Here is a 19222-nt window from a genome sequence, read left to right on the forward strand (position 1 = left end):
CCCACGGTGCGGAAACGCACGGTGCGCGTGACGACCTGCTCGCCCTCGCGCGGCGGCGTCAGCTCGGTCACCGGCACCAGCAGGCCCCTGCGCTCGACGACCTGGCGCTGGTGCGCGTAGTAGATCGACGGCAGCGCGATCTCTTCGCGCTCGATGTACTGCCACACGTCCAGCTCGGTCCAGTTGGAGATCGGGAACACGCGGAAATGCTCGCCCGGGTGCAGCCGGGTGTTGAACAGCGTCCACAGTTCCGGCCGCTGCGCCTTCGGCTGCCACTGGCCGAAGCCGTCGCGGTGCGAAAAGATGCGCTCCTTGGCGCGGGCCTTTTCCTCGTCGCGGCGCGCGCCGCCGATCAGGGCGTCGAAGCGGAACTCCTCGATCGCCTCCAGCAGCGTCACCGACTGGTGCGCGTTGCGGCTCTCGCCGGGGTGCGCCAGCCGCACCGTGCCTCGCTTGATCGAGTCTTCGACGCTGCGCACGACCAGCTGCGCGCCCAGCTCCTTCGCGCGCAGATCGCGGAAGTCCGTCACCTCGGTGAAGTTGTGGCCGGTGTCGATCATCAGCAGCGGGTAGGGGATACGGCCGCTGCCGAACGCCTTTTCGGCCAGCTTGAGCAGCACCAGCGAGTCCTTGCCGCCCGAGAACAGCAGGGTGGGGCGCTCGAAGGCGCCGGCCACTTCGCGCAGGATGAAAATCGCTTCTTCTTCCAGCGCATCCAGGTGCCGGTTGCTGATGCGGCCCAGCAACTGGGGTTCGGCTCGGGCGTTCATGTGGTCACTTTCTCGTTGTCGGTCGTCACGTGCAGGCCGCATTCCTTGGCGGCCTCGTCTTCCCACCACCAGCGGCCGGCGCGGAAGTCCTCGCCCAGGCTGATGGCGCGGGTGCAGGGCGCGCAGCCGACGCTGGGGAAGAACTGGTCGTGCAGCGGGTTGTAGGCGACGTCGTTGGCCTGGATGTAGTGCCAGACGTCGCCCCAGGTCCAGTCGGCCAGCGGGTTGAGCTTGATGCGGCCGCCCTTGGCTTCGTCGGCGCGGTCCACCAGCGGCACCTCGGCGCGGGCGGCCGATTGCTCGCGGCGCAGGCCGGTGATCCAGGCGCGCTGGCCGGCCAGCGCGCGCTCCAGCGGCTCCAGCTTGCGGATCTGGCAGCAGGCCTTGCGCAGCGCGATGCTGCGGTACATCGCCTCCTTGCCTTCACGCTCGACGAAGTGCACCACCTGCTCCTGCAGCGGCGTGAACACCTCGACCGGCGCGCGCGAACCGGCGCGGGTGCGCTCCAGCAGCGCCAGGGTTTCCGCGTGCAGCATGCCCGTCTCCAGCACGAACACCGGGATCTCCAGCTGCAGGGCGTTGATCAGGTGCGTGATGACGACGTCTTCCGCGCCCAGGCTGGACGCCTGCTTGAGCGGCGCGAACCGGCTGGCGGCGCCCACCAGCAGGTCTTGCGTGGCGGCGAGCTTGGCGGCGTGGTCGTGCGAGGCACGCGCGTGCAGGTCGACGGCGCTCATGGTCAGCGCCGAAACAGCGGCTGCGTGCCGGCAGCGTCGCCCTGGTAGAACGACGGGAAGCGGGCGAACTGGCGCTCGGCGTCGGCCGGGTCCTTGCCTTCCTTCAACACCGCGCTGGAAAAGCCCGTGCGGTGCATCTGTACCAGCTGGTCGATGCCGACGTCGCCGGTGGCGCGGATGTCGCCTTCGAAGCCGCGCCGCTGGCGCAGCAGGCGGGCCTGGCTGAAGGCGCGGCCGTCGGTGAACTTGGGAAACTGCAGCTCGATGCGGTCTACTCCGTCCAGCGGCACGGCCAGCGCGTCGGCGTCGTTCGCCAGCACCAGCACGTTCACGTCGGGCTCGGCCGGCGTTCCATGGGCGATCAGGCGGATCATGCTGCCTCCTTCTGGACGAAACGGGCGCTGTTGGCAGCGGCCTTGAACGGGTCCATGCCCACGCGGCGCAGGGTGGCGATGAAGGTTTCGGCGCGGCCGTCGGCGGCCGGCTGGCGCAGGCGGCGGTAGGCGTCGAGCACGGCTTCGATCACCACCGGCACTTCGGCGGCGGAGAACGAGGGGCCGACCACCTTGCCGGGCAGGGCCGGCCCCGACAGGTCGGTGCCGTCGGCGCCGCCCAGGGTCACCTGGTACCACTCCTTGCCGTCCTTGTCGACGCCCAGGATGCCGATATGGCCGGCATGGTGGTGGCCGCAGGAGTTGATGCAGCCGGAGATGTTCAGGCGGATGTCGCCCAAGTCGAACTCTTCGTCCAGGTCCTGGAAGCGCTGGGTGATGGCCTCGGCGATCGGCAGCGAACGGGCGTTCGCCAGCGAGCAGAAGTCGCCGCCGGGGCAGGCGATCATGTCGGTCAGCAGGCCGATGTTGGGGCGCGCGAAGCCGGCCTTGCGGGCGGCCGCGAACAGCTCGGGCAGGTCTTGGGCGTGGACCCAGGGCAGCAGCAGGTTCTGTTCGTGCGTCAGGCGCGCTTCGCCGGCGGAAAAGCGGTCGGCCAGCTCGGCCGCCGTCTCCATCTGCTCGGCGGTGGCGTCGCCGGGGGCCTGCCCCAGGCGCTTGAACGACAGCGTCACGATGCGCAGCGCCGGGTCGCGGTGCGAGCGCACGTTGCGCTGCAGCCAGCGGTCGTATGCGGTGTCGGCTTCGGCGCCGGCGCGCACGATCTCGTGCAGCTGCGCCTCGGCGCCCTTGCGCAGCGTCGGCACCAGGGTGGGGCTGACGAAGCAGGCCGCCACGCGGTCGTACTCGGCCTGGGTGATGGTGTGCGGGCCGCCGTCGAGTTCGACGATCTGGCGGAATTCCTCTTCCACCTTGTCGATGTAGCGCTGGCCTTCGGCCTTGACCAGGATCTTGATGCGGGCCTTCCACACGTTGTCGCGGCGGCCGTACTCGTTGTAGACGCGGATGCAGGCTTCGACGTAATTCAGCAGCTGGTGCCAGGGCAGGAACTCGCGCACCACGGTGCCGATGATGGGCGTGCGGCCCATGCCGCCGCCCACCTGAACCCGAAAGCCAAGGGCGCCGGCGCCGTCGCGCACCAGCTGCAGGCCGATGTCGTACCAGCCCAGGGCGGCGCGGTCTTCGGCGGCGCCGTTCAGGGCGACCTTGAACTTGCGCGGCAGGAAGGCGAACTCCGGATGCAGCGTGCTCCACTGGCGCAGGATCTCGGCGAACGGGCGCGGGTCGGCGACCTCGTCGGCGGCGATGCCGGCCAGCTCCTCGGTGGTGATGTTGCGGATGGTGTTGCCGCTGGTCTGGATGCCGTGCATGTTCACGGACGCCAGCAGGTCCATCACGTCGGCGCTCCTGGCCAGCGGGATCCAGTTGTACTGGACGTTGGTGCGGGTGGTGAAGTGGCCGTAGCCGGCCGTCAGCACGGTGGCCACCGGGGCGCCGCCGGGCACCGGCACTTCGCCCAGGGCGGACTGCTTGACCTGCGCTTCGCTCAGCAGGGCGGCGTCGGGACGGTCGTAGTCGCGGGCGATCTTGGCCAGCGCGCGCAGCTGAGCGCTGGAAATCTCGCCGTAGGGCACGGCCACGCGCAGCATCGGCGCATAGCGCTGGATGTACCAGCCGTTCTGCAGCCGCAGCGGGCGGAATTCCTCTTCGGTGAGCTTGCCGGCCTGCCAGCGCTCGAGCTGGTCGCGATACTGTTCGGCGCGGGCGCGCACGAATTGCCGGTCGAAATCTGTGTAGCGGTACATGGAACTGGAGACAGGCCGTGAAATGGCCCGATCCAGGGACTGTATTCAGTTGCCTTATGGAACCAAACTACATTTTTGTTCGAGGTATATGCGGATAAGCATATTCTCAAGCCTGGCGCGGGCTGCGGCCAAGTTTTTGGGCGACCCCGGATAAGCACGGGTGGGCAGGTTGGCGCGTCGTCTGCATAATCACCACAGAGGCAGGAGGGAAACCGGTCCATGGCGCAACGGGTGTTCATCAAGGTGGTGGGGTTCACGGACCAGGAGCGCCACGCCGTCAACACCGTGTTTCGCCTGTCCGAACAGTGCCGCACGATGTACCAGCTGTGGACCCCGCACGCGCCCGAGGCCGCCGGGATGGCCTTGCTGGACGGGCAAAGCTACGAAGCCAGGGTCGAGGCCGAGCTGTCGTTCAACGGCGGCCTCAAGCTGCTGTGGGTGGGGCCGGAAGCGCCGGCCCGGGTCTGGCGCAGCTTCGACCGGCCGATCGCCTGGCCGGCCATCATCGAGGCCATGGACTCCGTGTTCGTCGGCGATCCGCTGGACTTCGACGTCGAGGTGGGCGAGCCCACCACCGGCATGTCGCTCAAGCAGGCGCTGATCGTCTGCGCGGACCGCGACGAGCGCCTCTACCTGCGCGCGCGCCTGTCGCTGGCGCACCTGACCCAGGCCGACGAAGCCGAAAGCGGCACCCAGGCGGTGGAACTGGCGCGCGGCAAGCAGTACGACGTGGCGCTGGTCGGCTTCGGCCTGCCCGACATGGACGCCTGGTCGGTGCTGCGCGAGCTGCGCGACGGCAAGCGCCCCATCCCGCACGTGGCGGTCACCAAGTGCCGGCGCTCCCTGCCGGAACACGTGCGGGCCTGGCTCGGCGGCGCCGAGGCGCTGCTCGATGCGCCACCGCACCCGGCGCGGCTGAATGCCTGGTTGAAGCGGATCTAGGCGCTTTTCACGCGCCGCGCATCCAGCGCCTGCGCCAGCCGCGCCTGCAGCGGCCACGGCTCGCCGTGCAAGCGGGCCGCGATCCATTCCCCACACAGCGCCGCGAAGGTCAGGCCGCGCGAACCCATTGCGGTGCTGACCCACAGACCGGGCTCGATCTCGCCGGCCAGAGGACGGCGGTCACTGGACGCCCAGCGCACATTGCTCCAGGCCTGCACCGCGCCGCCAGCAAACTGCGGCGCCAGCGCGGCGGCGGCCGTGGGCAGCAACTCGCGCAGGCGTTCCAGGTTGGCGGCATGGTCCTGCGCACGCGGCGACGGATCGGCGTCGGCACGGCCGTAGGTCGAGCCGGTCAGCCAGGCCCGGCCGGCAGCCAGCGGCAGGTCGGGCAGGAAGTGGCCGTTGCCGTTGACGGGGTGGCCAGGCAAGATGTCGCCCGCCTGGCGCAAGCCCCAGGACACCTGGCCGCGCACCGGATGGGTCGTGACGCGGCCGGCCAGCAAGCCGGCGCTGGCGCCGGCGGCGGCCACCACCACCAGCGGGGCGCGGCCCAGCGCGGCGCCGCCAGCGTCGCGCACCATCCAGCCATCGCCATCGCGCACCACGTCGTGCACCTTGCAATTGCCCTGGAACACGATGCCTGGCCCGGCCAGCCAGGCCCGCACCAGCGCCGCCGGCCGGACCCAGCCGGCCGTGGCGTGCCACCAGGCGGCATGCTGCAGTGGGAGCCCCGCCGCTGCTTTCTGCGCGGCGTCGGCATCGCGGCTCCACGCGTCCAGGCTCGGTCCCAGCGCCGGCAGCGGTCGTTGGTCGTTCCCGCGCTGCTCCAGCACGCCGCTCGGCGCCCAGTCCACGCCTTGCTCCAGCAACCGGGCGCATTCCTGCCAGGTGATGCGAACCCCGCTGCGCGATAGCCGCGACAGCAGGTTGTCGTCGGGCGACTGGTGTGGCGCCATCAAGCCCCCCGGCAGCGAGGAGGCGCCGGCGGCCGGCTCGGCGGCGACGTCCAGCACCCGCACCGACCAGCCCCGCCGCGCCAGGCTGGCGGCCACGGCTGCGCCAGCCAGGCCGGCACCGACCACGATGCAGTCAGAGGGGCAGGGCGGTGAAGCTTGCGGCAGCCCCTTGACCTGCCAGGCCGGCGCGTAGCGCGCCTGCAAGCCGTCCTGCGCGATGCTGTCCACCACGAAGCCCAGGCTGGCCAACTCGCGCGGCGTCACCTGCACGGGGCCTTCGCAGGCCAGCTGCGAGCCGGGTCGGCACAGGCGCGGCAGGGCTTTCAGCGTGGCGGGGGCGAGCGCATCGAACAGCAGTACATCGGCGCGGAAGGCCTGCTCCTTGAGCATGGCGGCGAGCTCGCCCACGCACAAGGTGAGCAGCACCCGGCCATCCTCGAAGGAGAAGCGGTGAAAGCCCGGCGTGAGGCCGCTCCAGGGCGGGACCGGGCCGGCAACCGTGATTGCCACGTAATGCAGCAACGCGGGACGCTGCGGGTCGTCGCGCCAGGCCTGCAACGTCGCGGGAAAGCGCAGGCCCCCGGCCAAGCCCGCCTGCAGCACGCGCCACTGGCCGGCTTGCGCCCAGGCAGCGCGCGGGTCCACCGAATCAGGTGGCGGGAGGCACGTAGCCGGCCGCGGCGTCGGCACCGCCGCCGAAGAAGTGGGCTTCCATCTGGCGCTTGAGGTAGTCGCGGGCCCGGGCGTCGGCCAGGTTCAGGCGGTTTTCATTGACCAGCATGGTCTGGTGTTTCAGCCAGGCGGCCCAGGCTTCCTTGCTGACGCTTTCCCAGAGGCGCTTGCCCAGTTCACCGGGGTATGGCGGGAAATCGAGGCCCTCGGCTTCGCGGCCGAGCTTGATGCATTGAACTGTGCGCGCCATGGGCGTCTCCTGGGAATCTGGTGGGGATGTGCTTATGCGGATATGCATACAAGAACTCTGTCGTTCCCGTTGCGGCCGCCGGCTTCCAGAATGCCCCCATTCAATAACGAGGTGCCTTCATGAGCCAACGCCGCGACTTTATCAAGATTCCCATGGCCGCCGCCCTGGCGGCGGCCATGACCTTCGCGGCGCTGCCCGCAGCGGCGCAGACGGTGCAGCTGCTCAACGTCTCCTACGACCCGACGCGCGAGCTGTACGTGGAGTTGAACCAGGCCTTCGCCAGGTACTGGAAGGCCAAGACCGGCCAGGACGTGAGCATCCAGCAGTCGCACGGCGGCTCGGGCAAGCAGGCCCGCGCCATCATCGACGGCCTCGATGCCGACGTCGCCACGCTGGCGCTGGCCGGCGACACCGATGCGCTGGTCAGGCACGGCGGCTGGCTCAAGGCCGACTGGCAAAAGAAGCTGCCGCACAACGCCTCGCCCTACACCTCGACCATCGTGCTGGTGGTGCGCCAAGGCAATCCCAGGGGCATCAAGGACTGGGACGACCTGGCCAAGCCCGGCATCAGCGTGATCACGCCCAACCCGAAAACGTCGGGCGGGGCCCGCTGGAACTACCTGGCGGCCTGGGAGTTCGCCAAACGCAAGTACGGCGGCGACGCGCAAGCCAAGGACTTCGTCGGCAAGCTGTACGCCAACGTGCCCGTGCTCGACACCGGCGCCCGCGGCTCGTCCATCACTTTCGCCCAGCGCAACCAGGGCGACGTGTTCATCTCCTGGGAGAACGAAGCCTACCTGCTGGAAAAGGAATTCGGCAGCAAGGTCGACGTGCTCTACCCCTCGCTCAGCATCCTGGCCGAGCCGGCCGTTGCCGTGGTCGACAAGGTGGTCGACCGCAAGGGCACCCGCGCCGTGGCCGAGGAGTACCTCAAGTACCTCTACACGGAAGAAGGCCAGGACATCGCCGGCAAGCACTTCTACCGCCCGGCGATTTCGCAGAAGGCGCAGGCCAAGTACGCCAGGCGGTTCCCCAAGCTCAACCTGTTCACCATCGACCAGGCTTTCGGCGGCTGGGATCAGGCGGCCAAGGTCCACTTCGCCGACGGCGGCAGCTTCGACCAGATCTACACCCGCAAGTGATCAGTGGGGCCGCGTCGGCACGGCCCCACGGCGACGCAGGCGGCGCAGAATGATTGCATCCAACCCAGGAGCACAGTCATGACCTACCGCATCGCCCTCGTCGTCGGCAGCCTTCGCAAGGATTCGTTCAACGGCCAGCTGGCCGCCGCGCTCAAGAAGCTGGCGCCGCCGGACCTGGAGTTCGAGCTGGCGCGCATCGACGACCTGCCGCTGTACAACCAGGACGATGACGCCAACCAGGCCGAGCCGGTGCGGCGCCTGAAAACCGGGATTTCCGCCGCGCAAGGGGTGCTGTTCGTCACCCCCGAATACAACCGCTCGATCCCGGGCGTGCTCAAGAACGCGATCGACCACGCCTCGCGCCCCTATGGCCAGAGCGCCTGGGCCGGCAAGCCGGCGGGCGTGATCGGCATCTCGGTCGGCGCGATCGGCACCGCGCTCGCGCAGCAGCACCTGCGCAACGTGCTGGCCTACCTCGACATGCCGACGCTGGGGCAACCCGAGATGTTCATGCAGAACAAGCCGGGCTTGTTCGCCGAAGGCGGCGGCGTGGGCAACGACGCCACCAAGCAGTTCTTGCAGAAGTTCCTGGACGCCTTCTCGGCCTTCGTCAAGCAGCACGCGGACCGCGTGGCCAACAGGTGAGCGGGGCGCCCGCCGCGCCCTCGGTCATTCCCGCGTAGCCGGCAATCCAGGGCGTTCGCCTTTCAACAAGCCCCCGTGCGGGCTTTGTCTTGAATGCCCTGGATCCCCCCTGCGTGGGGATGACGAGGATTGCGCTACATCACCTCGACACGCCGTGGCGCGCGCACCAATGTTTGCATTGTGAGCAAAGGGAGAATCGGCCGTTCCCGCGCACGACGTTGCTGCCTCCATTGCATTGCTTTCAGCCAGGAGTTTCGTTCCGTGAAGGCAAGCAAGTTGTTCGCCCGCGGCGTGGCCGTGTTCGCGGCGCTCGCCGCGCCGGCGCCGTGCATCGACATCGTCGGCGTCGGCGTCGGTGCTGTACGCCACCGGGAAGTTCGCGCCTGCCGCCTTGTGGGGCTCGCCCGCGACAGCCGCCGCCGAAAGAACTACAGGCTCCCGAAGGCAGATCCGGCCAGCCTTGGCTCCAGCTCAAGTCACTTGGCGGCGAAAAGATGTTCAGTGTCGGGGTTGGCTGGTTCTGGATCGGCAGCCGTGCCGAATACGACAGGCCCCGTGGGCTGGGCGCGGTTGACCGGGCTCAGCCGCCTCATGGCTCAGGCCGCGATCGCCGCCCGCCGCTCGTTTGCCGCTTCCGCCGTCTGCGCCCGGATCGCCACATCCGCATCCGCCAGCGCCTTCGCCTTGACTGCCTCGCCCATGGCCACGCCCTCGGCCCGCACGAAGCGCACGTCGGTCACGCCCAGGAAGCCGAGCACCGTCTTGAGGTAGCTCTCCTGGTGGTCGTAAGCCGAGTCGTCGCCGTAGGCGCCGCCGCGCGAAGACGCCACGATCACCGTCTTGCCCCCGGACAGGCCTTCGGCGCCGTTGGCGCCATAGCGGAAGGTGCGGCCGGCCTGTGCGATGCGGTCGATCCAGGCCTTCAGCTGGCTGGGGATGGTGAAGTTGTACATCGGCGCGCCGATCACCACGACGTGGGCCGCCAGGAACTGGCTGACCAGCCGTTCGGAGACGGCGTTCTCGCGCTTTTGCGCCTCGGTCAGGCTGGCGCCGTCCAGGCCCAGCCGAAAGCCCAGGGAGTCGATGTCGAGGTGGCTCGGCGCGTCGGTGGCCAAGTCGAGATGGTCGACTGTGGTGCCCGGCCGGGTGGCCTGCCACTGGGCGACGATGCGGCGAGTCAGCTCGCGCGAAACGGAGTTGGCGCCGAGGGCGCTGGAGTCGATGTGCAGCAATTTCATGGGAGTTTTTCTGGTGGGTAGGAGCTGTCTGCTCCGGTTCACTGATTATGAAGATGAGTCGATTTCTTGATAAGTTGGCGAGATCGGGATAGATTGTTCTATCTGTGGGACGATCCATGCAGGATCTGAACGATCTTCTGTACTTTGCCGAGGTGGTGGACGGCGGCAGCTTTGCCGCCGCCGGGCGCTCGCTGGGCATCCCCAAGTCGCGCCTGTCGCGGCGCGTGGCGGAGCTCGAGGCGCGGCTGGGCGTTCGCTTGCTGCAGCGGACCACGCGCAAGCTGTCGCTGACGCAGGCCGGCGAGACCTACCACCGCCACTGCGTCGCCATGCGCGAGCAGGCCGAAGCCGCCGACGAAGCCGTGGCGCTGGTGCAGACCGAGCCGCGTGGCACCGTGCGCGTCACCTGCCCGGTCACGCTGGCGCAAAGCACCATCGGGCCCTTGTTGCCGCGCTTCCTGCTCACCCACCCGCAGGTGCGCATCGAGATGCAGGTGACGAATCGCGTGGTCGACCTGGTGCAGGAAGGCGTGGACGTGGCCCTGCGCGTGCGTTCCAGCCTGGACGACAGCGGCACCCTGGTGGTCAAGCGGCTCGGACCCACGCTGGGCGCGCTGTTGGCCAGCCCGCAGCTGCTGCAGCGCTTGGGCCAGCCGCGCGCGCCGGACGATCTGAAGAACCTGCCGACCGTGGCCATGTCGGCCATCGACGGCCGTGCCAGCTGGCGGCTGCTGGGCCCGAACGGCCAGGCCTTCGAGCTGCAGCACCAGCCGCTGTGCATTGCCGACGACCTGTTGACGCTGAAGTTCGCCGTGCTGCAAGGCACCGGCATCTGCGTGCTGCCCGACTACATGTGCAGCCAGGAGCTGCAGCGCGGCGAGCTGGTGCCGGTGCTGCCCGGATGGGCGCCGCCCGCCGCGGCGGTGCTGGCGGTGTTTCCCACTCGCCGCGGCATGGTGCCGGCGGTGCGGCGCTTCCTGGACTTTCTCGGCGCCAACATGGCCGGCGAGCGCATCGTCGCCGCGCCGGCCCAAATTGCGGGACAAGCCGCATGAAAAAGCTGTTCTTCTGGCTGGTGTCCACCCATTTCGTGGTGTTCACGACTGGCTTCGCCCTTGGCACTGTGTGCTGCCGGTGCTGTCCGCGCCGCAGGCGCCGACAGCGGCCGAGGTGCAGCCGGCGGCGCAGGGCGCGCGCTACAAGGCAACCTTCGGCCGCGACTTGAAGGGCAGCGACGCGCTGCACTGGGGCGAGGGCGAGGTGACGCTGACGCCGACCACGGTCGCACTGCGCGGCCGCCCGGCGCCGGGCCCGGCCTGCCGACTCTATCTCGCGAAGCCTTTTCGCAGTTCATCACGGCGGCAAAGTACCGTTGACGCTGGCGGCGTCGATGGCGGCGCGGTACACCTCGATGTAGCGCTGCGCACTCTCGTTCCAGCCGAACGCCCGCGCCATGCCGTTGGCCTGGATCCGGCGCCAGCGCTTGCGTTCGTTCCAGGCGCGCACGGCGCGCAGGAGCGCTTCCTGCAGGCCTTCGGCATCACAGGCGGCCATGATGAAGCCGGTGCCGTGATCCGGGTCGGCGTCGCTGTCGATCACCGAATCGAGCAGGCCGCCGGCCGGCGCCACCACCGGCGGCGTGCCGTAGGCCTGGCTGTACATCTGGTTCAGGCCGCAAGGCTCGAAGCGCGAGGGCATCAGGAAGGCGTCGGCGCCGGCCTCGATCAGGTGCGCCAAGCCTTCGTCGAAGCCCAGCGTCACCGCCACCTGCAGCGGATGGCGCTCGGCCGCATCGCGCAGCCCCTGGGCCAGCGTCGGGTCGCCCTGGCCCAGAACCACCAGCTGCGCGCCTTGCGCCAGCAGCCCGGGCAAGGCGCCCAGCACCAGGTCGATGCCCTTTTGCTCGGTCAGCCGGCTGACCGCCGCGAACAGCATGGCCTTGGGGTCGGTCGGCAGGCCGCAGCGGGCCTGCAGCGCCGCCTTGCACAGGCGCTTGCCTTGCAGGTTGTCGCGGCTGAAGCGGTGCGGCAGCAGCGGGTCGTGCGCCGGGTCCCAGGCCTGCGTGTCGATGCCGTTCATGATGCCGTGCAGGCGGCCGGAACGCGCGCGCAGCAAGCCGTCCAGGCCCACGCCCTGGGCTTCGGTCTGGATCTCGCGGGCGTAGGTGGGGCTGACGGTGGTGATGGCATCGGCGAACTGCAGGCCGGCCTTGAGCATCGACAGCTGGCCCCAGAACTCCACCCCGTCCAGGCCGCGCCAATGCAAGGGAATGCCCAGCAGGTCGGCGCTGCCCATGGGGAACAGGCCGCGGAAAGCCAGGTTGTGCACCGTCATCACCGACACCGCCGTCGGCTCGTGCGGCGCCAGGGCCCGGGCTTGCGCCAGGTACACCGGCGCCAGGCCGCAAGGCCAGTCGTTGGCATGCACGACGTCGGCCGCCCAGCCGTGCAAGGGTGAATGCGCCGTGCCCAGTTGTGCCGCCACCCGGCTCAAGAGGCCAAAGCGCATGTCGTTGTCGTGGTAGTCGTTGCCGCTGGCATCCACGTACGGGCCGCCGTGCCGCTGGTACAGCGCAGGACAGGCCAGCAGCAGCAGCGTCACGCCGCTGTCCACCTTCACCGGCACCAGCTGCGCGGCCGGCCACGGCCCCCAGGCCGGCAGCTCGACGCCGTCGCCGATCTCGCCGCTCACGCGCACGCCGCGGTAGGCCGGCATCAGCACCCGCACGTCATGGCCCAGCGCCGCCAGCGTGGCCGGCAGCGCCGCGCTGACGTCGCCAAGGCCGCCGGTCTTGACGTAGGGCGTGCACTCGGGTGTGGCAAACAGGATGTTCATGCTTGGTCCTCCGCCACCAGGACGGCGAACGGCAATGCGCCGGCCCCGGCGAACACCTCCTGCAGGTCCAGCGACGGATCGTCCTCGGCCCCGAGTCTGACAGCCTCGCCGGTCAGCCAGTTGCGCCAGCGGTGAAAGCGCCGCAGCGGGCCGCCCTCCAGGCCGCAGCGCACGCTCGTGCCGCGCCACAGCTGTGGCGTCCAGGCTTCGTCGTCGCCGCGGCACAGGGTCCAGGTCAGGCGCGCCGTCACCACCAGCACCGCCTCGCGCTCATGGCTGCGGGCGAACGCCACTGCATGGTCCGCCGCCGGTCCTTCGGTCGCCAGCGGCAGGTAGCCCGCGGCGCGGAACAGCGCCTGCTTGTCGCGCCGCAGCTGCAGCAGCCGCCACGTCACCAGCTGCTTGCTGCGGCCATCGGCCGCCTGCGCATCGAGTTCCTGCCAGTGCGCGGCGGCCGGCCAGCCGCCCCGGTACAGCCCTTGCAGTTGCTCCAGTTGCGCGGAGAGGCGGGGAAAGTCCACCGGCCGCCGGTTGTCGGGGTCGACCAGGCTGAAGTTCCAGTCTTCGCAGCCCTGGTACACGTCGGGCACGCCGGGCGCCGTGAACTTCAGCGCCAGTTGCGCCAGGCTGTTGCGAAAGCCGAAGGGCGCGACACGGGCAGTGAACTTCTGCAGTTCGTCGGCGAAGGGGCTGGGCTGGCCGGCGCGAAGCACGCCGTCCAGGTACTTCTGCAGCGCCTCTTCATAGGCGCTGTCGGGGCAGACCCAGCTGGTGTTCAGCTTGGCTTCGCGCACAGCCTTGACCATGTAGGCCTGCATGCGCTGGCGCAGGTCTTCGCGGGCGGCGGCGTCCGGCGGCTGCGCCGGCCACAGGCCCACCAGCGTCTGGAACAGCAGCCAGATGTCGTTGCCCACCGGCCAGGTGCCCTTGCGCGTGCGGGTCAGGTACAACTGGGCCCAGCCGCTCAGGCGCAGCAGCACGTCCTCCCATTCGGCCGGCAGCTCCGACAGCACCGCTATGCGCGCGCGCAGATCTTCCGAGCGCTTGGTGTCGTGGGTGGAGGTGCCCAGCATGCAGTGCGGCCGGTGCCGCTGGCGGCTCGCGTTGGCCGCATGGAACGCCGCCACCGAGACGCCGAAGCTGCGCGGGTCGCCGCCCACCTCGTTGAGTGACAACAGCGGCACATAGCGGTAGAAGGCCGTGTCTTCCATCGCCTTGGCCATCACTGGCGCCGTGAACTGCTGCCAGCGGGCCAGGAAGCGCTCGCGCATGTCGGGCACCATGTGCTCTGCCTCGCCTTCGCCCAGCAGCACTTCGCGCAGGTGCCGCAGCACCGGCGCTTCCGAGCCGCCCAGGTGGCGCTGCGCCCCGGCGATGGCCCAGTCGATGTGCTGGCGGTCCATCGCGCTGGCCGCTTCGCCCACGCGCAGGTAGGTGCGGTAGACCGGGAACGCGGCCGCCACTTCAGCCAGCGCCGCCCGCAACCGGTTGCGGGTGAAGTCGCAGCGGCGCCGGTTGCCGCGCGTCATGCGGTGCAGCGTGTGCGCCAGCCAGTTCAGCTCGGAGTACAGCGAGGTCTCGATGATCAGCTTCTTGCACTGCCACAGCAAGGCGTCGAAGTCGCAAGGCTCGCCGGTGAAGGCGTGGTAGGCGGCCAGCAGCGCGTTTTCGTGGCGGCCTTCGACGAACAGGCCGTTGACCAGGTTGGCGAAGCGGTAGCCGGTGTCGCCGTGCACCGGCCAGCCATCGGGCAGCGGCTCGTGCTCGGCCTGGATCTTCTCCACCAGCAGGTACAGCGCGCGCGCCGGGTGGCCGCTTGCCTCGGCCTGCGCCACGTAGCGGGACTGCAAGGCATCGAAGTAGGCCTGCGGCTGGCTCAGGCCGTCCGGGTGGTCGATGCGCAGGCCCGTCAGCAGGCCTTCCTGCAGCCATTGCAGCACCTTGCGGTGGGTGGCCTCAAACACCTCGGGCCGCTCCTGCCGCAGGGCGGCCAGGGTGTTGACGTCGAAAAAGCGCCGGTAATTGACGTCGTCGCTGGCCACGTGCCAGTCGGCCAGCCGGTAGGCCTGGCTGGAGATCAGCGCATCGAGCGCGTCGAAGCTGGCCGGCTCGCCGGCCTGGCCATTCAGGCGCTGCACGCAGGCGGCGATCCAGCGCGAGAACCATTCGTGGCGCGCCGCCAGCCGCGCCAGCTGCCGCTTGAAGACGCCGCTGTCGCGCGCGCGCTGGCGGCGTGCCTCCGGCTCCGGGGTGTCGCGCCCGGGCAGGCGGGCGAACGCGTCCAGCAGCGCCCCCACCACCGCATGGCTGTCGCCGTCGTTGTCGTCGTGCGCCGGCGGCGCCGGCAGCGCGGCCAGGATGGACGGGTAGCTGGCCGGATCGACCGGGAAGCGGTGGTCCCAGTAGCGCAGGCCGAACTCGCCCCTCTCGGGCTCGAAGTGCAGTGCGATCTCGCCGGCCTCCAGCACCTTGCCGTAGTGGTCGCCCAGCACCGGCAGCAGCAGCCGCCCTTCCATTTCGGGCTGGGCCGGCTTCCACTCGATGTCGAAGGTCTCGGCGTGGGCCGAGGCGCGACCGTGCTCCAGCACGTCCAGCCACCAGGCGTTGTCGGCCTCCAGCACGCCCATGTGGTTGGGCACGATGTCCAGGATCTGGCCCATGCCGCTGCGGCGCAGGACGCGGCACATGCGGGCATGCGCCTCCTCGTCGCCGACCTCGGGGTTGAGCTGGCTATGGTCGACGATGTCGTAGCCGTGGGTGCTGCCCGGGCGCGCGCGCAGGTAGGGTGAGCTGTACAGGTGGCTGATGCCTAGCGAGCGCAGGTAGGGAACGGCCTGCGTGACCTGCTCGAAGGTGCAGCCTTTGTGGAACTGGATGCGATAGGTGCCGCACGGGATGCTGGCCGTCTCCAGGTCCGGCAGCTCCTGCGGATGGCTCTCGTGCGGCCTGGGGCCGGTGCGCTCGGCTCGCAGGACGGCAGCCAGCGAGCCCCAGCGCGGATCGCTGCCCAGGGCTTCGACGCCCACCGCCAGCTTTCGCCGCCAGTTGGGATAGCGCTCCTCGCTGGTGCCTGGCACGTTCACCTGCAGCAGCTGCCCGGTGACGTCCTCCAGCTGCACGCCCACCAGCCAGCACGGCGTGCGCGCCAGGCAGGCATAGACCGCGTCGACGAAGTCCGGCGTCGCATCGGGCAGCGAGGTCGGCTGCACCGTCGCGCCATCGGGCAGCAGCGACTCGCGGTCCAGCGCCAGCAGCAGGCGCGCACGGTCCTGGGCCCGCTCCAGCACCTGCTGCTCGCGCGCGGCCTGGTCCGGGTAGAGGCCAAGCCGCGCCGACAGCTCGATGTCCTCGCCCAGCCAGAAGCCGCGCAAGGTCGGCAGGTCGTGCGTGCTGACCACCGCCAGCGCCTTGTGCTGCCACTGGCCGGGCCGGCGGAAGTTGCCGTCATCCTCGCGCTCGAACAGCAGCGGCTTGTACGACAGCAGGTCGCGCTCGCGCATCGCCTCGCGCATGCGCGGCGCAACGTTGCCCAGGTCTTCGCCGATCACCATGCACTGCTGGCGCCGGCTCTCCAGCGCCAGCACGCCCAGCAGGTCGTCCAGCGGATAGTCGACATAGGTGCCGCCGTCGGGCCCGGTCCAGAACAAGCGCATCAGCGCCATCACATGGTCCAGCCGCAGCGCGCCGCAATGGCGCATGTTGGCGCGCAAGGTTTCGATGAACGGCTGGTAGCGGGCGGCGTGCAGGCGCTGCGGGCTCCAGGGCGGCAAGCCCCAGTCCTGTCCGTTCGGCGCCAGCGGATCGGGGGGCGCGCCCGCATGCATGCCCAGGGCGAACAGCTGCTGCTCCTGCCACGTTTCGGCGCCGCCGCCGTTCAGGCCCACGGCCAGGTCGCAGTACAGGCCGATGCCCATGCCGCGGGTGCGCGCATAGCGCTGGCACGACTCCAGCTGCAGCTCGCACAGCCACTGCAGCCAGAAGCGGTACTGCACCGCCTGCGCATGTTCCCGCGCAAAAGCTTGCACGGCAGGGCCTTGCGGGTCTCGGTACTCCTGCGGCCAGGCCGGCCAGCCCCAGGCGTCGGGGTCGCGCGCGAACAGGTGGTCCTGCAGCGCCTCGAACAGCGCATGCGGCGCCAACGTCGCGTCACGCTCGCGCATGTAGCGCAGGAAATGGGCGCCGCGCGAGCGGTCGCTGTTCAGCTCATGCGCCTCGAAGTGCCGCCACAGGATGCGCAGCACGCTCTCCTTGGCAGCCGCCACGCCGGGGTAGTCGACCATCGCGGCGTCGCGCAGGCTGCGCAGCCGTTCCTGGAAGACCTCCGACTGCACCTTCTCCACCGCCTCTTCGCAGCCGCTCAGGTCCACCAGCGTCTGCACGTCCAGGTAGATCGGGTTCAGCGCCCGCCGGCTCGACGGGCTGTACGGGCTGGCCATCGCCGGGTTGTGCGGGAAGAGGGCGTGCAAGGGACTCAAGCCAAGGAACGACGCGCCTTGGTGCGCCGCCGCGTCGGCCAGGCGCCGCAGGTCGCCGAAGTCGCCGACGCCCCAGTTGCGGGATGACCGCAGCGCATACAGCTGGATGGTGCAGCCCCACCAGCGTTCGCCGGCCTGCAGCCCCGGGGCCACCCAGCACTGCAGCGGCGCGATGGCGACCAGGCAGTGGTCTTGCCCGCCATCGTCCAGCGTGAGCTTGTAGTAATCGGGCTGCAGGCCCGCCGGCAGGTGGATGCGCGCCTCGCCGGCGTCGTGCTGCACCTCGCCGGCGGCGACTTGCGTGGCGCCGTCGTCGCGCAGCAGCTGCCATCGCGTTGGCGCCTGTTGCTGCGCCCGCCAACGGACCACCGGATGCGCGCCCTCGCGCGCCACGAACACCGGCGGCAGGCCGTCCCTGGGCGCGCCGGCCGCGCCGGTCATGGCCTGCACGGCGCGCGCCAGCACCGCCTCCGGCACGACCTCTTCCTTGCCCCAGAAGCCGTGGTAGCGGTCGGCGATGCCCAGCTTGCGGGCGCGTTCGGCCAGGTCGGACTCGATCACAGCGTGATCTCCCCGCCCAGGGTCCAGCGCGCTGCCCAGGCCGGCCATTGCGAGGAGGGCGCATCCTGCGGCCAGCGATGGCTGAACACCGTGTTCGCCTCGACCGGGCCCAGGTGCTGGGCCGGCACCTCGATCGCATCCGGGCCGAGGTTCAGTTCCAGGCACAGCATCTGGCCGTCCGAGTAGCGCCATTGCACCGACAGGCCGCGCTCGCCGACGCGTTGCGCCGTGTGTCGCCCGGTCTGCAGCAGCGCCTGCCGCGGCGTGATGTGGGTCCGCCGCGCGGCCAGCGCCGCCTGCACCTGGTGCAGCCAGGCCTTGCCGGCAGCGCTGGCCGCGTGGGCACGGTTCGGGCGGCTGGCCTCGAAGGTGGCGACGCTGCACGGGTCGGGCAAATCGTGTGCCTCTTCGTGGCCGAACTCGCGGCGGCGGCCTTCGCGCACCGCTTGGCGCAGTTCGCCCTCCCAGTCGGCGAAATACAGGAAGGGCTCGGGCGTGCCCCATTCCTCGCCCTGGAACAGCATCGGAATGGCGGGCGTGAGCAGCGCCAGCAGCGTCGGCAGCAGCGCTGCATCCGGCGGCACCAGCCGCACCAGCCGCTCGCCGCGCGCGCGGTTGCCGACCTGGTCGTGGTTGTGGGCGAAGTTGACCAGCGCCGACAGCACCTGTGGCGGCGCGGGCTTGACCTCCTCGCGGGCGCCGCCCGGCTTGCGCTTCGAACCTTCGAACACCATGCCGTGGGTGAAGCCGCGCGCCAGCAGGGTCAGGGGGTCGGCGCCGTAGTCGTGGTAGTAGCCCTGGGTCTCGCCCGTCATCGCCACGTGCAGCACGTGGTGGAAGTCGTCGTTCCACTGCGCGTCATAGCGACCCGGCGCGGGCGCGGCCGCCAGGTGTCGGTAGCCGTTGTGCTCGTTCTCCAGCACCAGGTGCACGTGCCGGCCATGGGTGGCGGCGCGCACGGCGCCGGACAGTTCCTCCAGGATGTGCGTTTCGCTGGTGTCGCTGATCGCATGCACGGCGTCCAGCCGCAGGCCGTCGAAGCGGTACTCCTGCAGCCAGAACAACGCGTTGTGGATGAAGAAGTCGCGCACCGGCCGGCTGTCCGGCCCGTCGAAGTTGATCGCCGCGCCCCACGGGCTGGTAGCCGTCTTGGAGAAGAAGCCGGGCGCATAGGCCGTCAGGTAGTTGCCGTCCGGACCGAAGTGGTTGTAGACCACGTCCAGAAACACCATCAGCCCGAGGCGGTGCGCCGCCTGGATGAAGCGCTTGAGCTCGTCGGGGGTGCCGTAGGCGGGGTGTGGCGCGAACGGCAGCACGCCGTCGTAACCCCAGCCGAAGCGGCCCGGAAAGGTCGCCAGGGGCATCAGTTCGACCGCGGTGATGCCCACCTCGGCCAGTTCCTTGAGCCGCTCCATCGCCGCGGCCAGCGTGCCCTCGGGCGTGAAAGTGCCGACGTGCAGTTCATACAGCACGGCGTCGTGCCAGGGACGGCCGCGCCAGTCGGCGTCCCATTCGAACTGCTTGGGGTCGACCACCACGCTGGGCTCATGCGGTCCGGCCGGGTTCTGCCGCGCCGCCGGGTCGGGCACCAGCAGCTTGCCGTCGATGCACCACTGGTAGCCGCTACCGGCCGTGGCTTCGGGCACGGTGCACTCCCACCAGCCATCGGCATCGGCCTGGGCCGGGCGCAGCAGCGGCGTGCCGGCGGCGCCGGGATGGAACGCCAGTTCGGCGCGTTGCGCCGCGGGCGCCCAGAGGCGGAAGGTCACGCCGTCGGCGTGCAGCTGGGTGCCGAAAGGCAT

At 70.1% G+C, this 19222-nt stretch carries 14 protein-coding genes; 4 read left to right on the forward strand and 10 right to left on the reverse strand.

Features of this window, described 5'->3' with window-relative positions; all coding sequences use genetic code 11:
- The 4 genes from cysD to JWP65_RS17720 form a co-directional block, all read right to left on the reverse strand.
- Positions 1–770, reverse strand: a 770-nt coding sequence (gene cysD, locus JWP65_RS17705) for a sulfate adenylyltransferase subunit CysD (protein ID WP_299766112.1), incomplete at its 3' end; no start/stop codon positions are given.
- On the reverse strand, positions 767–1507 hold the full coding sequence (locus tag JWP65_RS17710; RefSeq protein WP_299766114.1) for a phosphoadenylyl-sulfate reductase: 741 nt from the start codon (positions 1505–1507) through the stop codon (positions 767–769). The genes JWP65_RS17710 and cysD, both read right to left, overlap by 4 nt.
- Before the next feature lie 2 nt (positions 1508–1509).
- Positions 1510–1878 (reverse strand): DUF934 domain-containing protein, encoded by a 369-nt coding sequence (locus JWP65_RS17715; protein ID WP_299766166.1) that lies wholly within the window; start codon positions 1876–1878, stop codon positions 1510–1512.
- Positions 1878–3704 (reverse strand): nitrite/sulfite reductase, encoded by a 1827-nt coding sequence (locus JWP65_RS17720; protein ID WP_299766116.1) that lies wholly within the window; start codon positions 3702–3704, stop codon positions 1878–1880. The genes JWP65_RS17715 and JWP65_RS17720 overlap by 1 nt, the downstream gene beginning before the upstream one ends.
- A 219-nt stretch (positions 3705–3923) precedes the next feature.
- Here JWP65_RS17720 and JWP65_RS17725 point away from each other — a divergent pair, with 219 nt between their 5' ends.
- Positions 3924–4646, forward strand: a complete 723-nt coding sequence (locus JWP65_RS17725) for a response regulator (RefSeq protein ID WP_299766118.1) — start codon at positions 3924–3926, stop codon at positions 4644–4646.
- Here the strand turns inward: JWP65_RS17725 and mnmC are convergent.
- A complete protein-coding gene (mnmC, locus tag JWP65_RS17730) occupies positions 4643–6247 on the reverse strand; it encodes an FAD-dependent 5-carboxymethylaminomethyl-2-thiouridine(34) oxidoreductase MnmC (RefSeq protein ID WP_299766120.1) in 1605 nt (534 codons plus the stop codon). The genes JWP65_RS17725 and mnmC overlap by 4 nt on opposite strands.
- Before the next feature lie 4 nt (positions 6248–6251).
- Positions 6252–6524, reverse strand: a complete 273-nt coding sequence (locus JWP65_RS17735; RefSeq protein WP_299766122.1) for an oxidative damage protection protein — start codon at positions 6522–6524, stop codon at positions 6252–6254.
- 119 nt (positions 6525–6643) lie between these two features.
- Here JWP65_RS17735 and JWP65_RS17740 point away from each other — a divergent pair, with 119 nt between their 5' ends.
- Together JWP65_RS17740 and JWP65_RS17745 are read left to right on the forward strand one after the other, a co-directional pair.
- Positions 6644–7666 carry a sulfate ABC transporter substrate-binding protein gene (locus JWP65_RS17740; protein WP_299766124.1) on the forward strand — a complete coding sequence of 341 codons (1023 nt, stop codon included), beginning with the start codon at positions 6644–6646 and terminating at the stop codon, positions 7664–7666.
- Positions 7667–7744: 78 nt separating this feature from the next.
- Positions 7745–8311 carry an NADPH-dependent FMN reductase gene (locus JWP65_RS17745; protein ID WP_299766126.1) on the forward strand — a complete coding sequence of 189 codons (567 nt, stop codon included), beginning with the start codon at positions 7745–7747 and terminating at the stop codon, positions 8309–8311.
- 596 nt (positions 8312–8907) lie between these two features.
- On the opposite strand, the gene JWP65_RS17750 is transcribed toward JWP65_RS17745, so the two are convergent.
- Positions 8908–9549: an FMN-dependent NADH-azoreductase gene (locus tag JWP65_RS17750; RefSeq protein ID WP_299766128.1), complete on the reverse strand. Its 642-nt coding sequence runs from the start codon at positions 9547–9549 to the stop codon at positions 8908–8910.
- A gap of 116 nt (positions 9550–9665) precedes the next feature.
- Here JWP65_RS17750 and JWP65_RS17755 point away from each other — a divergent pair, with 116 nt between their 5' ends.
- Entirely contained in the window at positions 9666–10604 is a 939-nt protein-coding gene (locus tag JWP65_RS17755) for a LysR substrate-binding domain-containing protein (RefSeq protein ID WP_299766130.1), read from the forward strand.
- Between the two features lie 298 nt (positions 10605–10902).
- On the opposite strand, the gene glgA is transcribed toward JWP65_RS17755, so the two are convergent.
- From glgA to treZ, 3 genes are read right to left on the reverse strand one after another with little or no spacing between them, the layout of a single operon-like run.
- Positions 10903–12384, reverse strand: coding sequence for a glycogen synthase GlgA (gene glgA, locus JWP65_RS17760; protein WP_299766132.1), 1482 nt, complete (start codon positions 12382–12384; stop codon positions 10903–10905).
- Entirely contained in the window at positions 12381–17420 is a 5040-nt protein-coding gene (locus JWP65_RS17765) for a malto-oligosyltrehalose synthase (RefSeq protein WP_299766135.1), read from the reverse strand. The genes glgA and JWP65_RS17765 overlap by 4 nt, the downstream gene beginning before the upstream one ends.
- Positions 17417–19222, reverse strand: coding sequence for a malto-oligosyltrehalose trehalohydrolase (treZ, locus tag JWP65_RS17770; protein WP_299766137.1), 1806 nt, complete (start codon positions 19220–19222; stop codon positions 17417–17419). The genes JWP65_RS17765 and treZ overlap by 4 nt, the downstream gene beginning before the upstream one ends.

Origin of the sequence: Ramlibacter sp., assembly GCF_028292805.1 — a bacterium.
In the GTDB taxonomy this organism is placed as follows: domain Bacteria; phylum Pseudomonadota; class Gammaproteobacteria; order Burkholderiales; family Burkholderiaceae_C; genus Ramlibacter.

Bases quoted from the DNA above. Each gene is read 5' to 3' on its own strand.
- JWP65_RS17710 (WP_299766114.1), bottom strand. From the start codon at position 1,507: ATGAGCGCCGTCGACCTGCACGCGCGTGCCTCGCACGACCACGCCGCC.
- JWP65_RS17720 (WP_299766116.1), bottom strand. From the start codon at position 3,704: ATGTACCGCTACACAGATTTCGACCGGCAATTCGTGCGCGCCCGCGCC.
- JWP65_RS17725 (WP_299766118.1), top strand. From the start codon at position 3,924: ATGGCGCAACGGGTGTTCATCAAGGTGGTGGGGTTCACGGACCAGGAG.
- JWP65_RS17735 (WP_299766122.1), bottom strand. From the start codon at position 6,524: ATGGCGCGCACAGTTCAATGCATCAAGCTCGGCCGCGAAGCCGAGGGC.
- JWP65_RS17740 (WP_299766124.1), top strand. From the start codon at position 6,644: ATGAGCCAACGCCGCGACTTTATCAAGATTCCCATGGCCGCCGCCCTG.
- JWP65_RS17745 (WP_299766126.1), top strand. From the start codon at position 7,745: ATGACCTACCGCATCGCCCTCGTCGTCGGCAGCCTTCGCAAGGATTCG.
- JWP65_RS17750 (WP_299766128.1), bottom strand. From the start codon at position 9,549: ATGAAATTGCTGCACATCGACTCCAGCGCCCTCGGCGCCAACTCCGTT.
- JWP65_RS17755 (WP_299766130.1), top strand. From the start codon at position 9,666: ATGCAGGATCTGAACGATCTTCTGTACTTTGCCGAGGTGGTGGACGGC.
- glgA (WP_299766132.1), bottom strand. From the start codon at position 12,384: ATGAACATCCTGTTTGCCACACCCGAGTGCACGCCCTACGTCAAGACC.
- treZ (WP_299766137.1), bottom strand. From the start codon at position 19,222: ATGCCTTTCGGCACCCAGCTGCACGCCGACGGCGTGACCTTCCGCCTC.